Source organism: Brevundimonas sp. NPDC046655, from assembly GCF_044901625.1.
Taxonomy (GTDB): domain Bacteria; phylum Pseudomonadota; class Alphaproteobacteria; order Caulobacterales; family Caulobacteraceae; genus Brevundimonas.
Genome location: NZ_JBJDPV010000001.1, coordinates 1,123,344 through 1,141,500, shown reverse-complemented (window position 1 = coordinate 1,141,500; position 18,157 = coordinate 1,123,344). Strand labels below are relative to the sequence as shown.

Here is an 18,157-nt window from a genome sequence, read left to right as displayed (position 1 = left end):
GACCAGTATGGATAGTTTGCTTAGTTCGGCCGCCGATTTCATCGCCAGACACCATGTCTGGGCCGGGGTCGTTCTGGGGCTGGTCACCTTCTTCGAATCTCTGGTGGTCATCGGCGCCTTCGTGCCGGCCACAGGGCTTCTGGTCGCCGCAGGTGGCCTGGTGGCGGCGGGCGTGCTGGACCCTGTCAGCGTCATCGCCGGATGCGTCATCGGCGCGGTCATGGGCGACGCTATTTCCTACTGGATCGGCCGTCGGCTGGGCACGGGCGTACTGCGCCAGCCCATGCTGCTGCCGCACCGACGCAAGATCGCCTGGACGCGGCTGTATTGCCGTCGCTACGGCGTGGCCTCCATCTTCATCGGCCGCTTCTTCGGCCCCCTGCGCGCCTTCGTGCCGGTCATGGTGGGCGTGCTGCGGATGCGCCAACGCGTCTTTCAGTTGGCCAATGTCACCTCGGCCTTCGTCTGGGTCCTGGCGATGCTTGCGCCGGGCTATCTGGCCGCCAAGGGTCTGGCCCAGCTGGAGTTCATGAGCGAGGCCCATGGCCCGACCCTGATGATCATCGCCTTTGGCGCCGTGGTCGTGGTTGCGGTTGTCGCCATGCGCTGGATGAAGGGCAGGGCGGCCAGGCGCTCGGCCCTTCTGGCCGCAACGGTCAAGTAGGCGAACCTTCCAGCCCCCACGACCGTCATCCTCGGGCTTGACCCGAGGATCGAGCGTTGGAGCGCACTCATTTTTGCCGACGTCGCGCGGGCGGACGATCCGATCCTCGGGTCAAGCCCGAGGATGACGGCGTGAGGGTGCATACTGCGCCAGCCATGAAAAAGGGCCCGACCGGATGGTCGGGCCCTCTTCATGTCCTGGACTGACGAACGTCAGTCGTGGCCGTGGCTGTGACCGTGCGCGTCGGCCTCGGCGGAAGCGGCGCCGGCGCTCCAGGCCTGACCGTCGGCGGTCTGGTGCCAGAAGGGCTGACGCGGAGGCTGCCCGACCTCGTTCATCTGATTGTCGAAGATACGGCCGTTGATCATCGTGTAACCGATCTTGACCGTGTTCCGCAGGTTCTCCAGCGGGTTGGCGTCCAGCACGACCAGGTCAGCCAGCTTGCCGGTCTCCAGCGAGCCGATGTCCTTGTCCATGCCCAAGGCCGCAGCGCCGTTCAGGGTGCCGACGCGCAGGGCTTCGTGCGGGGTCATGCCGCCCTGCTCGAACATCCACAGCTCCCAGTGGGCGCCGAGGCCTTCGCGCTGGCCGTGGGCGCCGATCTGCACAGACACGCCTTCGTCCGACAGGCGCTTGGCCTCGCGAGCGATGGAGATGTGGTTCAGCTCGTCCGGCTGCACATGGACCGGGCGACGGGCGCGGCTGTCCAGGATGCGGCGCGGGACATACTGGGTCAGGATCGGGTCGTTCCAGACGTCCGTGGCCTGATACCAGTAGTTCTCGCCCCAGTTGCCACCATAGGCGACGATCAGGGTGGGGGTGTAGGCCACCTTGGTCTGACGCCACAGCTGGTGCACGTCGGCGTACAGACGGGCCAGCGGGATCGAGTGCTCGATCGTGGTGTGGCCGTCCACCACCATGCTCATGTTGTGCTGATAGAGGGACCCGCCTTCCGGCACGACCATCATGCCCAGTTCACGCGCGGCCTCGATGATCTGCTGACGCTGGTCGCGGCGGGGCTGGTTGTAGCTCTTGACGCTCCAGGCCCCGACGGCCTGCATCCGACGCAGGTTGGACAGGGCGTCGTCCAGATCATTGACCTGGGCCGTAAAGGGCGTCGCCGCCCCGTACAGGATGGTGCCGGTCGAGAAGATGCGCGGGCCGACCACGCGTCCGGCCTTGGCCAGCTCGCTGTGGGCGAAGATCTCGCTCGAATCATTGGACGGGTCGTGGATGGTGGTCACGCCGAAGGCTAGGGCGGCGTAGTTGACCCAGGACTGCTGCGGGATGATCTCGTCCGAGCCCATCGAGCCGTGCCAGTGGGCGTCCACCAGGCCGGGGATGATGGTCTTGCCGGCCATGTCCATGACGCGGGCGTCGGCGGGCACCGTGACCGAGCCGCGCGGGCCGATGGCCTCGATGCGGTTGCCGTTGATGACGACCACGCCGTCCTCGATGACCTCGTCGCCCTTCATGGTGATCAGGCGGGCGCCGCTCAGGACCACGCGGCCGGTCGGCTTGGCGTAGTCGGAGCTGAAGCCGATCTTGACGCCGTGCTCGGCGGGCTTGGGCAGGTCGGCGGGCGCGCCCTCGGCGAAGGCGAAGCTTTCGCTCAACGGACGCGAGAACAGCTCCGGCCCCATCGACCACTGCAGACGGCTGGAATCGCCCGACCAGTGCAGCCATTCGCCCGCGTCGCGGGTGACGCGGGTCTGGGGCAGGGCCTTGGTGTCGGCGCCGACCGTGACGGCGCGGCCCGTGGCGACGAAGGGCGTCACATAGGCGTTGAAGCGCTCGGTCCAGGCCACCCAGTGCTCATCCGGCGAGACCGAGAACTCTGCCGCCCATTCGCTGCTCAGATGCTTGCGCTCGTCCTCGCCCGACAGATTGACCGATTTCAGCACGCGCTTGTCGCCGTCGCGCGCCGTCAGGAAGATCCGGTCGTTGCGGGCGCCGAACTGCGGGTTGGAGCCGTTCTCGGTGATCAGGGTCGGCTCGCCGCCGCGCACCGAGGTGCGATAGACGCCGGGATTGCGGCTCCACAGGGCCGTGCGCAGGAAGCCGTCGCTGGAGGTGCGATAGACGACCGTCTGACCGTCCGGCGAGAACTGCGGCTCAAGATAATGACCGGGCTGGGCGCTGATGACGCGGCCCTCGCCGCCGGCGGCGGGAATCACCCGCAGGGTGCCGAGGTCCTGATCGTTCCAGGTCGTGTAGACGATGGAGCGGCCGTCGCGCGACCAGGACGGGTAGAGCTCGAAGTGGTCGCTCTGGCGCGTCAGGCGACGCGGGGCGCCGGCCACGCCGTTGCGCAGGTCGCGGATCCACAGGTTGCCCAGGGCCTCGAACACGACCCTGGAGCCGTCGGGCGAGGTCTGGGCCCAGCGGACCATCTTCACGTCGAACTGGTCAGGCGCGACCTCGACGGGGAAGCGCACGGCCTCCTGCACGCGGCGGGTGTCGGCGACGTGGAAGGGGATTTCGCTGACGGTCTTGGAGGCCACGTCGATGCGGTGGATCTTGCCGCCGGCCCAGAAGACGATGCCGCGGTTGTCGGGCGTCCAGCTCATCGTCGGATAGACGCCGTGAATGGCCCAGGTTTCCTGCAGGTCGCGGTCCAGGGCGTCGTAGATCGGGGTCTCGCGGCCCGATTCGAGGTCCATGACGTAGAGGACGGACTTGTACCGATCACGGCGGATGAAGGCCAAGGACTTGCCGTCGGGCGAGGGGGTGGGGCGAATCGAGCCGCCCGGCCCGGTGACGAAGGGCGTGATCTCGCCCGTCTCGCGATCCAGACGCCGGATCACATAGATCTGGGTGTTCGGGTCCTTGGAGTAGTCGAACACGCCGCCCGGCGTGGCGTCGTCGCTGAAGTAGAGGTAGCGGCCGTCGGGCGAGAATGCGGGCTCGCCCGTGTCCTTCTGCTGGGTGCGCCGCTCGGTCAGCTGCACGCCGCCGCCGCCCGCGCGGTGGTACATCCACATCTCGCCCGCGCCCAGCGAGCGCGACGAGGTGAAGTGCTTGCGGCCGACGATGAACTGACCGTCCGGCGACCAGTCGGGCTGGGTCAACAGGCGGAAGCTCTCGTTCGACACCTGCTTGGCGTTCGACCCGTCGCGATCCATGACCCACAGGTTGTCGCCGCCGCCCCGGTCCGAGGTGAAGGCGATGGAGCGGCCGTCCGGCGAATATTTGGGCTGCATGTCCCAGGCCACGCCCGAGGCGATGGCGCGAGCCTCGCCGCCGGTGATCGGCATGACATAGATGTCGCCCAGCAGATCGAAGACGATCTCGCGGCCGTCCGGGCTGACGTCCAGCGACATCCAGGTGCCCTCGGTGACGTCGATGGCGGCATCGTGCGACGCGCCGGGCGGGTTCTGGACGTCCCACTTCGGCTTGGCCGGCGGGGTTGCGGCGGCCGCCGTTGAGTCGGTCGCAGGCGCGGTTTGCGCGAACGCCGGGAAGGCCACGGCCAGGGCCGCGACGGTGGTCAACAAGCTGCGCTTCATGGAAAGCCCCCAAACCCCTCGAAACTGAGGTCGGAAGGTCTAGCGGGCAGGGGGCTGTCTTGACCAGACGTCAGGCGCCGAACGGGCGCAATTCGACCGCGTCAGGACATCGCATCTGATTGTCGGAGAGATTGGCCCGGGCCCTTGCAAATCATTGATCTGCAAGGGCCCGGATGGTGCCGCCGGGGGGAATCGAACCCACGACCTCAGCCTTACCAAGGATGCGCTCTACCACTGAGCTACGGCGGCCCCTCAACGAGGAGAGCGGCCGTATAGCCAACGACTTCGGGGCGGCACAAGCGGAAAATGCACGCTTGATCAAAAACTTTGCACGCGGTCTGCTGCACACCATGGATACCCCGCCCAAAGACCCTGGTCCCGCCGCACAAGACGTGGAGCAAACGCGCGAGCAGAAGGCCAAGGCCGAACGCGCCGTGCGCCTGGCCGCCGCGCTGCGCACCAACCTGAAGCGCCGCAAGGCGCCGACCGCCGCGCCGCGCCCCGCCACGGAGCGCAACTGAAAGTCATCGTCCTTGCGCGCACGCGGCTCTTTCGCGAGGGCGTAAGGGCTTGCTAGATAAGCGGTTCGCCGGGGCGCAGGGTTTCCGGCCGCGAAAGATTCCATGGACAGCATCGTCATCCACGGCGGCAACCGCCTGAACGGCCAGATCGAGGTCAGCGGCGCCAAGAATTCGGCCATCAAGCTGATGGCGGCCTCGATCCTGACGGATCAGCCCCTGCTGCTGACCAATATGCCGCGTCTGGCGGACACCCGCTTCCTCGGCCAACTGCTGCAGCAGTTCGGCGTCGAGGTGACGGAGCGCAACGGCGCGGACGGGCAGGAGACCCTGTTCCACGCGCCGCAACTGACCTCGACCTTCGCCCCCTATGATCTGGTTCGCCAGATGCGGGCCTCGTTCAACGTCCTGGGGCCGCTGCTGGCCCGTTCGGGCGAGGCCAAGGTCTCGCTGCCGGGCGGCTGCACCATCGGCGCGCGCCCGGTCGACCTGCACCTGATGGCCCTGACGGCCATGGGCGCGGAGATCGAGCTGGAAGAGGGCTATGTCTCCGCCCATGCGCCCAAGGGGCTGCAGGGAGCCGAGATCGAGTTCCCCTTTGTCTCTGTCGGCGCGACCGAGCACGCCCTGTTGGCGGCGGTGCTGGCCAACGGCGTCACGGTGCTGAAGCGCGCCGCGCGCGAGCCGGAGATCGGCGACCTGGCCCGCTGCCTGATCGCCATGGGCGCCAAGATCGAAGGCCTGGACACCGACGTCCTGACCATCACCGGCGTCTCGTCGCTGAACGGCACGACCTGGTCGGTGATTCCCGACCGGATCGAGATGGGCAGCTACGCCCTGGCCGCCGCCATGGCCGGAGGCGAGGTGCGCCTGACCAAGGGCCGCGCCGACCTGATCACCGCCCTGACCGACAAGATGATCGAGGCGGGCGTCGAGGTCGAAGCCACCGCCGACGGCGTCATCGTGCGTCGCGACCCGGCGCAGCGGCTGAAGGCCGTCAACGTCACGACCGAGATCTATCCGGGCTTCGCCACCGACCTTCAGGCCCAGTTCATGGCCCTGATGACGACGGCCGAAGGCACGAGCGTCATCCACGAGAACATCTTCGAGAACCGCTTCATGCACGCGCCCGAGCTGGCGCGTCTGGGCGCCGACATCTCGGTCCACGCGGGCGAAGCCCATGTGCGCGGCGTCGAGAAGCTGACCGGCGCGCCGGTCATGGCCACCGATCTGCGCGCATCGATCAGTCTGGTCATGGCCGGCCTGGTCGCCGAGGGCGAAACCACGGTTGGTCGCGTGTATCATCTGGATCGCGGCTTCGAGCGGATGGAAGAAAAGCTGGGAGCCTGCGGCGCCGATGTGCGGCGCGTGAAAGGCGGAGCGGATGAGCACTGAGGTCGAGACGATCTCCGACAACGACGCGGCGGCCGAAGCCCTGGCCCCTATGGCGCCCTTGCGCCTGCTGGCCGAGGACGCCGTCGATCTGCAGATCATCTCGGCCGCGCTGCAGGACGCCATCATGCGGCCTGTCGACATCCGCTGGGAAAAGGACGCGCGGCGCCTGACCATCGTCCTGTCGCGCTTCTGCTGGGAATGCGGCGGCACGCGCGTCATGGCGGCGATGCAGTTCGGCGACGTCGAGGCGGTCAAGAGCCGGCGGCTGCCGCGCCTGCCCGAATCGGCGCTGGAGCTGCTGGCGCTGGACTTCGAGCCGACCGAGGCGCCCGGCGGCCGGGTCATCCTGATGTTCGCCGGCGGCGGGGATCTGCGCATCGATGTGGAATGCCTGGACGCCGTGCTGACCGACCTGTCCGACCGCTGGCCTGCCCGGGTCGCCCCGACCCATCTGGACGAGACACCTTCTGACGAGGCCAAGGCATGAGCGGTCCGCACAAGTTGTCGTCGATCGAAGTCGACGCCGCGACCCTTCCGGCGGCCACCGCCGAGATCGAACATCAGCGTCGGGTGGCCATCTTCGACCTGATCGAACAGAACAGCTTTACGCCCGAGGGGGCCGAGGGCGGTCCCTATGCGCTGCGCCTGTCGTCGCAGGACAACCGTCTGGCCTTCGACATCTCCGGGCCGGATTTTTCGCGCACCCACGTGCTGTCGCTGTCGCCGATGAAGACGGTGATCCGCGACTACGCCCTGATCTGCGAAAGCTATTACGAGGCTTTGCGCGGCTCTTCGCCCAGCCAGATCGAGTCCGTCGACATGGGGCGTCGCGGCCTGCACAACGAGGGTGCCGAACTGCTCCGGGGACGTCTCGAGGGCAAGGTCGAGATCGACAAGGAAACCGCCCGTCGGCTGTTCACGCTGGTTTGCGCCGTCTATCGACGCGGCTGAACTCGACTATTTCGGCGTTTTGGTGCATTAGGCGCCTCCTTCACGGCTCGCGTTCACGCCCGACGCGAGCCTTAAGCCGTTTTTCGGGCGAGAGAGACCGCATGGCCAAGGAAGAGCTTCTCGAGTTCCCCGGCGTTGTCAGCGAACTGCTGCCGAACGCCACGTTCCGCGTGACGCTGGAAAACGACCACGAGATCATCGCCCACACCGCCGGCAAGATGCGCAAGAACCGCATCCGCGTTCTGGCGGGCGACAAGGTGCTGGTTGAAATGACGCCCTACGACCTGACCAAGGGCCGCATCACCTATCGCTTCAAGTAAGGACGCGCGTGTCGCGTCCTGACCTTTCGGCTCCGAGGCTGGTTCTGGCCTCGTCGAGCCCGCGCCGCATTGAACTGCTGGCGCAGATCGGGGTGGTTCCCGATCATGTTGATCCCGCCGACATCGACGAGACCCCGCTGAAAGGCGAGACGCCGTCGCGTCTGGCCGAGCGCCTGGCGCGCGGCAAGGCCGAGGTGGTGGCCGCGCGTTCGCCCGACGCCATCGTCCTGGCCGCCGACACGGTGGTCGCCCTGGGGCGTCGGCTGTTGGAAAAGCCGGCGGACGAGGCCGAAGCCCACCGCTTCCTCGAACTGCTGTCGGGCCGCAATCACCGCGTCTTCACCGGCGTCGTCGTGATCGCTGATGGTCGGGCGACCTGCCGCGTCGTGGACACCCGCGTTTCCTTCAAGACTCTGTCGCCCGAAGAGATCGCGACCTATGTCGCCTCGGGCGAGTGGCGCGGAAAGGCGGGCGGGTACGGCATCCAGGGGGCGGCCGCCGCCTTCGTGCGCCGCATCGTCGGCAGCCATCCAGCGGTTATGGGCCTGCCGCTTTATGAAGCGGCCAATCTGCTTCGGGGCGCCGGCTGGCGGCCCAGGACCGCCTGACATGGCCGATATCGAGGTCTTCCTCGATGAGACGCCGGGCGAAACCCGCGGCGTCGTCGCCCGCCACGGGCGCTTTACCCATCTGATCATCCAGCGCGACAGCGACCGGCCGACCGATCGGCTGGGCGCGCGTTGCGTCGGCCGTATCGCGCGGGTCGAACCGGGCCTGCGCGGCGCCTTCGTCGATCTCGGCGCGGGCGAGCCGTTTGGCTTTCTGCCGCTGGGCAAGGACGACAAGACGGGGGAGGGGGCCAAGGTTGAGGTCGAGGTCACTGCCGAACCGCGTGAGCGCAAGGGCCCGGTGCTGCGTCGTCTCGGCGAGGCGTCGGGCGAGCCGCGCCTGCTGGCGCCCGGGCCGGATGTCACGGCGATTCTGGCGGCGCTGGCGCCAGGGATCGAGCGCGAGACCGGCGTCGCCGCGATCCGCGCCGCCCTGGAGGCCGAAGAAGACGCCCTTTCCACCGCCTTGGTCGAATCGAGCAGCGGGCTGGACCTGATGATTCAGCGCACCCGCGCCCTGATCGCAGTTGATATTGATCACGCGCCCGCGCCAGGACGTGATTCACGCAAGAACCGGGAGGCGGCCAACCGCGCCGGTTTGTCACATGCGGCCCGCCTTCTGGCCCTGAAGGGGTGGGGCGGTCTGGTTGTGGTCGATCTCGCCGGCGTCGGCCTGCACGGCGACACTATAATGAAGATGGCGCGCGCCGCCTTCGCCGGAGAGCCCCAGGCGGCTTTCGGTCCTCTGAGCCGGTTCGGCCTGATGCAGTTGTCCCTGCCGTGGCGACGGACGCCGCTGGACGAGCGACTGCTGGACGGGCGCGGGCGACCGACCCTCGCGACCTGCGCCATAGATATGACGCGACGGCTTCGGCTGGCCTTGCTGTCTGACCCCGCGACGCCGCGCCTCGTCGCGCGTTGCGCGCCTGAGGTCGCCGTCCTGGCCGCGCCGCTGGTCGAGGCCCTGGGGCCGAGGGCAGGCGTGAGGGCGGATTCCCTGATCGCCGTCGGCGTCGTTAGAATTGAAGAGGCCCGGTGATGTCGCTTTGCCCTATTTGCCGCCGTCAGAAGCCGGATCCGGCCTACAAGCCGTTCTGCTCCAAGCGCTGCGCCGACGTCGATCTGCAGCGCTGGTTCACAGGCGGCTACGCCATTCCGACCGATGAAGTGGTCGATGATGAAAAAGATCGCTGAATTGAGTGAATTGGCGTCTGGACAGCCCCGTCAGCCTCGCCTATAGACCCGCCTCTCGCGACGACGTCGTGCGCCTGGATAGCTCAGCTGGTAGAGCAGCGGATTGAAAATCCGCGTGTCGGTGGTTCGAACCCGCCTCCAGGCACCACTCCCCCTTCAAGTGATGCGCTTTCCCCTGTGGCGAAGCTGTGCCGTAAAATGGCCTAAATTTCGCCTTGGGAATTGCATTTCGGTAAGGTGGCTCGATGCGACGTTTTCGTGTCGCTACCATTACGAAAACCGCAAATATCTTGCTCGCCATCCCGATTGCTGCAGGTGCGAAGGGGAAAAGAAACTTTGCGCACTTGACGCTACGTGGGGCGTTCGCCAAAGGGACTTAACCGCATTCCTGCTTGCAGGTCGAGGTGACCGGGATATTGTGCCCGGACCTTGGCGGCGGCGCTCGTTTTCGAACGGGGGTTGCAGGAGGGCGGCTCCACTGGTCCGGCTCGATCCGGCGGTGGCGCAATTTCATTATAGGGACGGCCGACTGACGCGGTCCGTGTCTTGGGTTCCACGTGTCAGACCAAAGCAGGAACTGGCGAAAAATGCTCGATAGCAAGAAGACGAATATCCTCCTCGCAATGGCCGGCGCCGCCGTCCTGATGGCGAGCTCGCCGGTTCTGGCGCAAGACGCCGCAGCCCCGGCCGCTGCCCCGGCAGCCGCCGCTTCGACCGCCGCTCCGGCTGCCGACGCTGCTGCTCCGGCCGCTGACGCTGCTGCCCCCGCCGCTGACCCGACCTCGGTCAGCGAGTCGGTTTCGGGCGGCCACAGCGGCGGCATCACCCCGGTCTCCATGTTCATGGAAGCCACCGCGGTCGTTAAGATCGTCATGATCGGCCTGCTGCTGGCCTCGGTCCTGTCGTGGACCATGCTGCTCATCAAGCTGCTCGAGTTCGGCGCCCTGAACAAAACCACCGACCGCTTCCTGGAAGCCTTCCGCGGCGCTCGCACGATCGCTGACATGCGTCGCGTCGCCACCTCGGAAGACTTCGACGGCAACCCGCTGGCCGACATGGCCGCCGCCGCCACCGAGGAAATCGAACTGTCGCGTCAGGCTGGCCTGAGCGTCACCGGCGATCATCGCGACTCGGCTCTGCTGCGCGCCCAAACCGCCGTCGCCGCCGTTCAATCGGGTCTGCCGAAGCGCCTGTCGGGCGGCCAGCAGTTCCTGGCTTCGACGGGTTCGACCGGTCCGTTCGTCGGTCTGTTCGGCACCGTTTACGGCATCATGAACTCCTTCATCGGCATCGCCGAGTCCAACACGACCAACCTGGCCGTCGTTGCTCCGGGTATCGCTGAAGCCCTGCTCGCCACCGGTATCGGCCTGTTCGCCGCTATCCCGGCCGTTATCTTCTACAACTACTTCAACACGCGCATCTCGAACTACGGCACGCGTTCGGACGGCTTCAACGCTGAACTGATCAACGCCATCTCGCGTCAGCTCGACAAGGGAGCGTAAGACGGATGGCCGCCAAACTTTCCGGTTCCGGCGGCGGCAAGTACACCGTCGAGGCTAATGCCGAGATCAATGTCACGCCTTTCGTTGACATCATGCTCGTCCTCCTCATCATCTTCATGGTGGCGGCTCCGCTCGCCACCGTGTCGGTGCCGGTGAAACTGCCTCGCGCCGTTGCGCCTCCCGGCAAGAACCCGCCGACGCCCGTCTTCATCTCCATCCAGAACGATGGCGATGTCTGGATTGGCGACCTGCGGTCCTCGCCTGGTTCGCTCGGCGACGATCTGCGGGTGCAGATCGGGCGCAGGAACCCTTCGGAAGAACGTATTTTCATTCGTGCAGACCAGCAGACTCGGTACGGCGACTTCATGCAGGTCATGAACGCTCTCCAGGACAATGGTTTCTACAGCGTCGCCCTGGTTGGCGAAGACAACTCGTAAGGGGGCGGGGCGCATAGCATGACAGCTGAACCTCACCACCGTGATCCGATCCTGGATCCGCCGAAGAAGAAGAAGAAGCTTTCGACCGGCGCCGTCGTGGGCATCACCGTCTCGGTGATCGTCCACGCTCTGGCGGGCCTGTACTTGTACAACAACAAGTTCAAGCTGAAGGAGATGACCTACGAGGACGAGGCCGTCGACGTCGAGCTGATGGAGGTTCCCCCTCCGCCGCCGCCGCCGCCGCCGCCGCCGCCTCCGCCGGACACCCCTCCGCCGCCGAAGCTTCAGGTGCGTGAACCGCAGATCAACACCCAGGCGCCTCCGCCTCCGGTGACTGTGGCCATCGAACCGACGAAGAAGGAAGACCGTCAGGAATACACGGGCCCGCCCGTGATCGTCCCCGGACCTCCGCCTCCGCCGGCTCCTCCCGCGCCGCCGAAACCTTCGGTCATCACCAACCCGAGCTGGTCCCGCCAGGTCTCGCCCGAGTTCCCGGAACGCGCCAACTCGCGCGGTATCGAGTCGGGCTCGGCCAAGGTGAACTGCGCGGTCGCCGCCAACGGCAGCCTTTCGGACTGCCGCATCGTGGACGAAGACCCCGCCGGCGCCGGTTTCGGTCAAGCGGTTATTCGGGCGGCCCGTTCGGGTCGTCTGGCGCCGCGGACTGTCGACGGCGCCGCCGTCGGCGCCCGCGTCGAGTTCACGACCCGCTTCCGTCTGGACTAGGGATCTCATTCGAGATCAAGCTGAACGCCCCGGAGGAAACTCCGGGGCGTTTTTCTTTGGTCCGCTGCTCGAGAAGCAGCCAGCGGCATGGAGCCTGAGGGCGAGCTGTGCATTATGAACCTCGAACTTTTCTGGAGGTCCCGTGTCGTCCAAGTCCCTTCTCGCCGCCCTGCTGCTGGGCGCTGGTCTCACGAGCCTGGGTGCTTGCGCCTACAATGAGACCCTGGGTCGCAATCAATTCCTGATCGTCGATGACAGCGCCCTGATCCAGCAGTCTCAGGCGGCGTGGACAGAGACTCTTCGCACCCAGAAGGTGTCGAACAACGCCGCTCAGAACGCGCGTGTGCGCCGCGTCGGCGACCGCATCGTCCAGGCCGCGCGGCTGAGTGATCGTCACTGGGACTATGCGGTGTTCGAGGATGCGACGCCGAACGCCTTCGTCCTGCCGTCCGGCCATATCGGGGTGACGACGGGCCTGTTGAACATCGCCAGGAACGACGACCAGCTGGCGACCGTCATCGGTCACGAGGTCGGCCATGTGGTGGCGCGTCACGCCGCCGAGCGTTCGTCCACCAACGCCGCCACCGGGCTGGTGCTGGGCGCCGTGCAGAGCCAGGCGGGGGACTACAGCCAGGCGGTTCAGGCCTTCGGGGGACTGGGCGCGCAACTGGGGGTGCTGCTGCCCTTCTCGCGCAGCCACGAGCTGGAGGCCGACCGCCTCGGCGTCGATTACCTGGCCGCCGCCGGCTACAAGCCGTCCGAGGCCGTGGCCCTGTGGCGCACGATGGCGCAGCAGCGTCAATCCTCAACCCCGCAATTCGCTTCGACCCACCCTTCGGATCAGACGCGGATCGCGGCTCTGGAGCAGTACATCGCCAGCCGGGGATGGAGCTGACGGGGATAAAAGCGATTTCCCGCGTTGAGGGTGAAAAGGGTGCTTGCTCCGCCGGGCGAGGCCCGCTAGAGAACCGCCCTCGCGCAGAGATGTGCAGCCTTAGCTCAGTTGGTTAGAGCGCCGGTTTGTGGAGCCGGAGGTCCTCAGTTCAAACCTGAGAGGCTGTACCATTTTCCTGATAGGGTCGTTCCGACGACGCAGGGAGATGCACGATGACCGCCCCGCAGTGGGACCCCGCACAATACAGCCGGTTTGAAGTCCAGCGCGATCGCGCGGCGCTGGATCTGCTCGTCCGCCTGCCCGAGGATTTCGCCCCGCGCGAGATCTGGGATCTGGGCTGTGGAACCGGGCAGCACGCGGCCCTGCTGAAGCGCCGACATCCAGAGGCCGGGGTGCACGGCATGGATTCCAGCGCAGCCATGCTGGATCAGGCTCGCGCCCTGGCGGACGACGTGGACTGGTCCGTCGGCGACATCGCAACCTGGGCGCCCGAGCGGCCCGCGGATCTGATCTTCGCCAACGCTTCCCTGCAATGGCTTCCCGATCACGCGCCCCTTTTCCGGCGACTGGCCGAGGCCCTAGGGCCGGGCGGGGTGCTGGCCGTTCAGATGCCGCTGAGCTGGGACACGCTGCATCATCGCCTGATGCGCGAAACCGTGGCGGAGGAGCCCTGGGCCTCACGCTTCGCCGATGTCACCGCGCGGGTTCAGGCCATGTCGCCCGAGGCCTATTACGACGTCCTGGCGCCCCTGTGCGACGACGTGGACATCTGGACGACGACCTACCTGCACGTTCTGGCGGGCGAAAGCGCCGTGCTGGAGTGGATGAAGGGGACGGCGCTGCGGCCCTATCTGACCGCCCTGGACGGTGATCCCGAGGCGCAAGACGCCTTCCTGGCCGCTTTGGGCGGGCGGCTGTCGGCGGCCTTCCCTAGGCGGGCGGACGGGGCGACTCTTCTACCATTTCCTCGTCTGTTTCTTGTCGCGCAGCGTCGTTGATGCGGTGGCGATGCAGGTGCTCGACCGGGCATTTCAGCGTCGCCAGCGCGGTCTTGGTCGCCGCATAGCCTGAGGACACCGCCGGGGCGTAGGCTTTCCAGTCGCGGATATCGACGCCCTCGGGCCGGGGCAGGATCAGCAGGTCGGTGTCGGCCCGCGCCTGCATCAGTTCGGCCTCGGTCGTCAGGGTGGCGGAGCGCATCAGCACCGAGACGATCGGCGGCCCCTTCTTCCAGGCGCCCGATACGATCCAGCGCCACCACGACGGCGGGTCTTCCAGGGCCCTGGGGTCGACGCCGCGCGTCTGGGACACGTCCACGCCGACGACAGGCCCGCTGTTCAGACGACGCATGACTTCGCTGGGGAAGTTGCGCAGCACGGCGCCGTCCACCAGCACCTGCCCGTTCATCACCACGGGCGGCATGACGCCGGGAATGGAGATCGAGGCCCGCAGGGCGTGACGCAGCATGCCCTCGCGATGCACCTCGACCTTACCCGACGTCAGATTGGTCGAGACGGCGAAGAAGGGCAGGGGCATGTCCTCGATGTTCACGTCGCCATAGGCCTCCTGCATCAGGCCCGCGACCTTGCGCGCGTGGGTCATGGCGATGATGGGGAAGGCGATGTCCGACAGGGGGTCGGATTCGACGAAGGCCTTGCGGATGCGCTCGTCCAGTTCCTCGTCCGACCAGCCGAGACCGGGGCCGGCGGCGACGACGGCGCCCATGCTGGAGCCGCCGATGAAGTCGATCGGCATTCCGGCTTCGCGCAGGGCCCGCAGCGCCCCGATGTGGGCGTAGGCGCGGGCCCCGCCGCCTGACAGGACCACTCCGACCGCCGAGCCTGTGACGATGCGGGCGATGCGCGCCGTGTCGTCGAACAGACCCTCGACCGCATGGAACCAGCGGCCGGGCCTGAAGGCGTCCAGCCAGGCGCGGGTTCTGGTCGGGCGTCCCATGTGGGCGGGGCGCAGCAGGATCAGGTCGGTCAGCGGGTGGGCCTCGTCCTCGATCTCTGGCGGCAGGACGGGGGCGTGCGGCTTGTGATCGGCGTCGCCGACGATGAAGACGCGATCCACCTGTCGGGCGCACAGCGAAGCCCAGCCGGGTTCGTCCGATTCGGCGACATAGAGGACGTAGTCGTGGGCGTCCTCGACGCTGGAGAACCATTCGGCAGCGGACGACAGGGCGGTGTGGTCGACGACGCGGCAGCTGAAGCCCTGGGCCTCGACGGCGCGGGCGACGCGCTCGACGAAGCTTCTGATCGGCTGGGTGCGGGCCGAGACGAAGCCGAAGACGGTCGGGTCAGAGCCGGTCGAGTTCCGGTCGCGGGCCCGCATCAGCATGATCTGGCCCAGTTCGGCCATCAGGGCCGGCTCGTTGCGGGCGGCCTCGAAGAAGGCGTCGCGGGGCAGGGCGACCACGTCGCTGTCGCGCAGGGCCACGACATTGGCCATGTGGGTCGTGCCCGCCAGCATGGCCATTTCGCCGACCGGATCGCCAGGCTTGATGACGCCGATGAACTGGGGGCCGCGCCCGTTGTCGTCCTTGAATACGCCCAGTCGCCCGGCGCGCAGCAGGTACAGGGTGTCGGCTGGATCACCCGCGGAGAACAGCCGTTCGCCTCGCGTCAGGGCGAACCAGCTGGCGCGGGTGTTCTTCGTGCCCTCGAAGACGCGCGCCAGGGCGGCTTCCAGCGAGTCGGGCAGCGTGTCGGGACGTTCAACAGCCATGCTTGGGGTTTAGGCCGGATTTCGTCGGACGGGAAACAGAACGACTTCCACCCGAGGCGGAAGCCTCCTAAACCTTGGGGCATGCCCAAGCTGATTTCTGCTGTCGATCGCAACAGTCCTGCTTTCAAGTCGCTGGATGCGCACAATCGCGCCCTGCGAGAAGAGCTTTACGAGAAGGTGGCCAAGGCCGCGCGCGGGGGCTCCGACGCCAGCCGCGACCGCCATGTGGCGCGAGGCAAGCTGTTGCCGCGCGACCGGGTCGAGCGCCTGCTGGACCCCGGCTCGCCCTTCCTCGAGGTGGGCCAACTGGCCGCCAACGGCATGTATCGCGACGAGGCGCCGGGCGCGGGCATGATCTGCGGCGTCGGCCGCGTCTCGGGCCGCGAGGTCATGATCGTCGCCAACGACCCGACGGTGAAGGGCGGCGCCTACTACCCCCTGACGGTCAAGAAGCACCTGCGGGCGCAGGAAATCGCCGAACAGAACAACCTGCCCTGCGTCTATCTGGTCGATTCGGGCGGGGCCAACCTGCCGCATCAGGCCGAGGTCTTCCCGGACCGCGACCACTTCGGCCGCATCTTCTTCAACCAGGCGCGGATGAGCGCGAAGTCGATCCCGCAGATCGCCTGCGTTATGGGCTCCTGCACCGCGGGCGGCGCCTATGTGCCCGCCATGTCCGACGAGACGGTGATCGTGCGCAATCAGGGCACCATCTTCCTGGCCGGTCCGCCGCTGGTGAAGGCCGCGACCGGCGAGGTCATCTCGGCCGAGGAACTGGGCGGGGCCGAGACCCACGGGCGCAAGTCCGGCGTGGTCGATCATGTGGCCGAGAACGACGAACACGCCCTGGAGATCGTGCGCTCCATCGTCGCCAACCTGAGCACCATCAAGCCCCAGCCGCTGGACGTGCGCGAGCCGCGCGCCCCGGCCTACGACCCGGCGGAACTGTACGGCATCATCCCCGACGACGTCCGCGCCCCCTATGACGTGCGCGAGGTCATCGCCCGCATCGTCGACGGCTCGGAGCTGGACGAGTTCAAGGCCCTGTACGGCACGTCGCTGGTGTGCGGCTTCGCCCGTATCTGGGGGCAGCCGGTGGCCATTTTGGCCAACAACGGCGTCCTGTTCTCCGAGAGCGCCCAGAAGGGCGCGCACTTCATCGAACTGGCCTGCAAGCGCAAGATCCCGCTGCTCTTCCTGCAGAACATCTCGGGCTTCATGGTCGGCGGCAAGTATGAGGCCGAAGGCATCGCCAAGCACGGCGCCAAGCTGGTCACGGCGGTCGCCAGCGCCGAGGTGCCCAAGTTCACCGTCCTGATCGGCGGCAGCTTCGGCGCCGGCAACTACGGCATGTGCGGCCGGGCCTACAGCCCCCGCTTCCTCTTCACTTGGCCCAACAGCCGGATCTCGGTGATGGGCGGCGAGCAGGCCGCGTCGGTTCTGGCCACCGTCCACCGCGACGCCGATACCTGGACGCCGGAAGAGGCCGAGACCTTCAAGGCCCCGATCCGTCAGAAGTACGAGGACGAGGGCAACCCCTATTACGCCACGGCCCGCCTGTGGGACGACGGCGTCATCGACCCGGCCCAGACCCGCGACGTCCTGGGTCTGGCCATCAGCGCCAGCCTAAACGCCCCCATCCCCGAGACCACCTTCGGCGTCTTCCGAATGTAACTGGCCGTCATCCCGGAAATCGCGCAGCGATTATCCGGGACCGCCAGAGACGTCAGGCGTTAGAGTTTTGTGCGGTCCCGGATCACGCCTTCGCCGTGTCCGGGATGACAAAGAAAGAAGATCAGAATGACCGACCAGAAGCCGACCGAAGAAGACCTGAACGCCCTGGACGTCACCGACGCCGAGGCGGTCGAGATGAACGCCATCGCCCATCCCTTCGTCGCCGATCCGGCGCCGGACGCGGACAATGAGCTGGTCAAGATCGACGCCCTGCCGTCGGGCGTGGTCTTCGTGACCATCAATCGGCCGGAGAAGAAGAACGCCTTCGACGCCGCCACCATCGCGGCCCTGTTCGAAGCCTTCGAGACGCTGCAGGGTGCCGACCGGGTGCGCGTGGTCTTCATCCGCGGCGCAGGCGGCACCTTCAGCGCGGGCGCCGACCTGAACTGGATGGCCGACGCCGCGGGCTGGTCCGAGGCCGACAACCGCGACGACGCCATGGGTCTGGCCAAGATGCTCAAAGCCCTGCACGACGTGCCGGCCCTGACGGTGGCCCTGGTCGAGGGCGCGGCCATGGGCGGCGGGGCGGGCATCGTCGCCGCCTGCGACATGGCCGTGGCGGTCGAGGGCGCGCGCTTCGCCTTCTCCGAGGTCAAGCTGGGCCTGATCCCGGCGACCATCGCCCCCTATGTCATCGAGGCCGTCGGCGCGCGCCGCGCTCGCCAGCTGTTCCTGACGGCCAACATCTTCGACGCCGACTACGCCGCCCACGCGGGCCTGATCGACCTGGTCCTGCCCGAAGGCTCGGTGGATGAGTTCATCTCCATGCTGACCGACAGCCTGACGACCTGCGCCCCCGGCGCCATGGGCGAGGCCAAGCGTCTGGTGAACGACGTGGCGGGCGAGGCCATCGACCATCGCCTGCTGGAAGAGACCGCCAAACGCATCGCCCGCGCCCGTGTCTCGGAAGAAGGCCAGGAAGGCGTCCGCGCCTTCCTCGACAAGCGCGCGCCGAGCTGGGCGCAATAAGGTAG

The 18,157-nt window shown here is 67.2% G+C and carries 18 protein-coding genes and 3 tRNA genes; 18 read left to right on the top strand and 3 right to left on the bottom strand.

Translation table 11 applies throughout. The features are described 5' to 3' along the window. Positions 1-7: 7 nt before the first annotated feature. The gene (locus ACI2KI_RS05670) at positions 8-664 is read left to right on the top strand and encodes a DedA family protein (RefSeq protein WP_404618418.1); all 657 of its coding nucleotides are present in this window, start codon (positions 8-10) and stop codon (positions 662-664) included. 212 nt (positions 665-876) lie between these two features. On the opposite strand, the gene ACI2KI_RS05665 is transcribed toward ACI2KI_RS05670, so the two are convergent. Both ACI2KI_RS05665 and ACI2KI_RS05660 read right to left on the bottom strand, forming a co-directional pair. Continuing rightward, on the bottom strand, positions 877-4,173 hold the full coding sequence (locus tag ACI2KI_RS05665) for an amidohydrolase family protein (protein ID WP_404618416.1): 3,297 nt from the start codon (positions 4,171-4,173) through the stop codon (positions 877-879). Between the two features lie 174 nt (positions 4,174-4,347). Continuing rightward, positions 4,348-4,422 (bottom strand) — tRNA-Thr (locus tag ACI2KI_RS05660). Positions 4,423-4,487: 65 nt separating this feature from the next. On the opposite strand from ACI2KI_RS05660, the gene ACI2KI_RS05655 reads away from it, so the two are divergent. The 15 genes from ACI2KI_RS05655 (at position 4,488) to ACI2KI_RS05585 (ending at position 13,717) form a co-directional block, all read left to right on the top strand. Beyond that, positions 4,488-4,694 (top strand): hypothetical protein, encoded by a 207-nt coding sequence (locus ACI2KI_RS05655; RefSeq protein ID WP_312063961.1) that lies wholly within the window; start codon positions 4,488-4,490, stop codon positions 4,692-4,694. 102 nt (positions 4,695-4,796) lie between these two features. Continuing rightward, positions 4,797-6,086, top strand: coding sequence for a UDP-N-acetylglucosamine 1-carboxyvinyltransferase (gene murA / locus ACI2KI_RS05650; RefSeq protein WP_404618413.1), 1,290 nt, complete (start codon positions 4,797-4,799; stop codon positions 6,084-6,086). Then, positions 6,076-6,573, top strand: a complete 498-nt coding sequence (locus ACI2KI_RS05645) for a DUF2948 family protein (RefSeq protein ID WP_404618411.1) — start codon at positions 6,076-6,078, stop codon at positions 6,571-6,573. Before murA ends, ACI2KI_RS05645 begins: the two co-directional genes overlap by 11 nt. Next, positions 6,570-7,037, top strand: a complete 468-nt coding sequence (locus tag ACI2KI_RS05640; RefSeq protein WP_312063964.1) for a UPF0262 family protein — start codon at positions 6,570-6,572, stop codon at positions 7,035-7,037. The genes ACI2KI_RS05645 and ACI2KI_RS05640 overlap by 4 nt, the downstream gene beginning before the upstream one ends. A 101-nt stretch (positions 7,038-7,138) precedes the next feature. Continuing rightward, positions 7,139-7,357: a translation initiation factor IF-1 gene (gene infA, locus ACI2KI_RS05635; protein WP_003164348.1), complete on the top strand. Its 219-nt coding sequence runs from the start codon at positions 7,139-7,141 to the stop codon at positions 7,355-7,357. Between the two features lie 8 nt (positions 7,358-7,365). Beyond that, positions 7,366-7,965, top strand: coding sequence for a Maf family protein (locus ACI2KI_RS05630; protein WP_404618409.1), 600 nt, complete (start codon positions 7,366-7,368; stop codon positions 7,963-7,965). Between the two features lies 1 nt (position 7,966). Then, positions 7,967-9,004: a ribonuclease E/G gene (locus tag ACI2KI_RS05625; RefSeq protein ID WP_404618407.1), complete on the top strand. Its 1,038-nt coding sequence runs from the start codon at positions 7,967-7,969 to the stop codon at positions 9,002-9,004. After that, positions 9,001-9,159 (top strand): DNA gyrase inhibitor YacG, encoded by a 159-nt coding sequence (locus ACI2KI_RS05620; RefSeq protein WP_292082156.1) that lies wholly within the window; start codon positions 9,001-9,003, stop codon positions 9,157-9,159. The genes ACI2KI_RS05625 and ACI2KI_RS05620 overlap by 4 nt, the downstream gene beginning before the upstream one ends. A gap of 72 nt (positions 9,160-9,231) precedes the next feature. After that, positions 9,232-9,307: transfer RNA gene (locus ACI2KI_RS05615), tRNA-Phe, on the top strand. A gap of 439 nt (positions 9,308-9,746) precedes the next feature. Beyond that, entirely contained in the window at positions 9,747-10,661 is a 915-nt protein-coding gene (locus ACI2KI_RS05610) for a MotA/TolQ/ExbB proton channel family protein (protein ID WP_292082157.1), read from the top strand. A gap of 5 nt (positions 10,662-10,666) precedes the next feature. Next, positions 10,667-11,098, top strand: coding sequence for a biopolymer transporter ExbD (locus ACI2KI_RS05605; RefSeq protein ID WP_292082158.1), 432 nt, complete (start codon positions 10,667-10,669; stop codon positions 11,096-11,098). Between the two features lie 18 nt (positions 11,099-11,116). Further along, positions 11,117-11,824, top strand: a complete 708-nt coding sequence (locus tag ACI2KI_RS05600) for an energy transducer TonB (RefSeq protein ID WP_312063972.1) — start codon at positions 11,117-11,119, stop codon at positions 11,822-11,824. Positions 11,825-11,966: 142 nt separating this feature from the next. Further along, positions 11,967-12,719 (top strand): M48 family metallopeptidase, encoded by a 753-nt coding sequence (locus ACI2KI_RS05595; RefSeq protein ID WP_404618405.1) that lies wholly within the window; start codon positions 11,967-11,969, stop codon positions 12,717-12,719. 93 nt (positions 12,720-12,812) lie between these two features. Beyond that, positions 12,813-12,889: transfer RNA gene (locus ACI2KI_RS05590), tRNA-His, on the top strand. A gap of 42 nt (positions 12,890-12,931) precedes the next feature. Continuing rightward, complete coding sequence (locus tag ACI2KI_RS05585; RefSeq protein ID WP_404618403.1) at positions 12,932-13,717, top strand: methyltransferase domain-containing protein; 786 nt, start codon at positions 12,932-12,934, stop codon at positions 13,715-13,717. Here ACI2KI_RS05585 and ACI2KI_RS05580 read toward each other — a convergent pair. Beyond that, positions 13,650-15,449 carry a patatin-like phospholipase family protein gene (locus ACI2KI_RS05580; protein ID WP_404618401.1) on the bottom strand — a complete coding sequence of 600 codons (1,800 nt, stop codon included), beginning with the start codon at positions 15,447-15,449 and terminating at the stop codon, positions 13,650-13,652. The genes ACI2KI_RS05585 and ACI2KI_RS05580 overlap by 68 nt on opposite strands. A gap of 81 nt (positions 15,450-15,530) precedes the next feature. On the opposite strand from ACI2KI_RS05580, the gene ACI2KI_RS05575 reads away from it, so the two are divergent. Both ACI2KI_RS05575 and ACI2KI_RS05570 read left to right on the top strand, forming a co-directional pair. Next, positions 15,531-17,123: a carboxyl transferase domain-containing protein gene (locus ACI2KI_RS05575; RefSeq protein WP_404618399.1), complete on the top strand. Its 1,593-nt coding sequence runs from the start codon at positions 15,531-15,533 to the stop codon at positions 17,121-17,123. A gap of 126 nt (positions 17,124-17,249) precedes the next feature. Then, positions 17,250-18,152, top strand: coding sequence for an enoyl-CoA hydratase-related protein (locus ACI2KI_RS05570; RefSeq protein ID WP_313472843.1), 903 nt, complete (start codon positions 17,250-17,252; stop codon positions 18,150-18,152). Positions 18,153-18,157 lie beyond the last annotated feature (5 nt).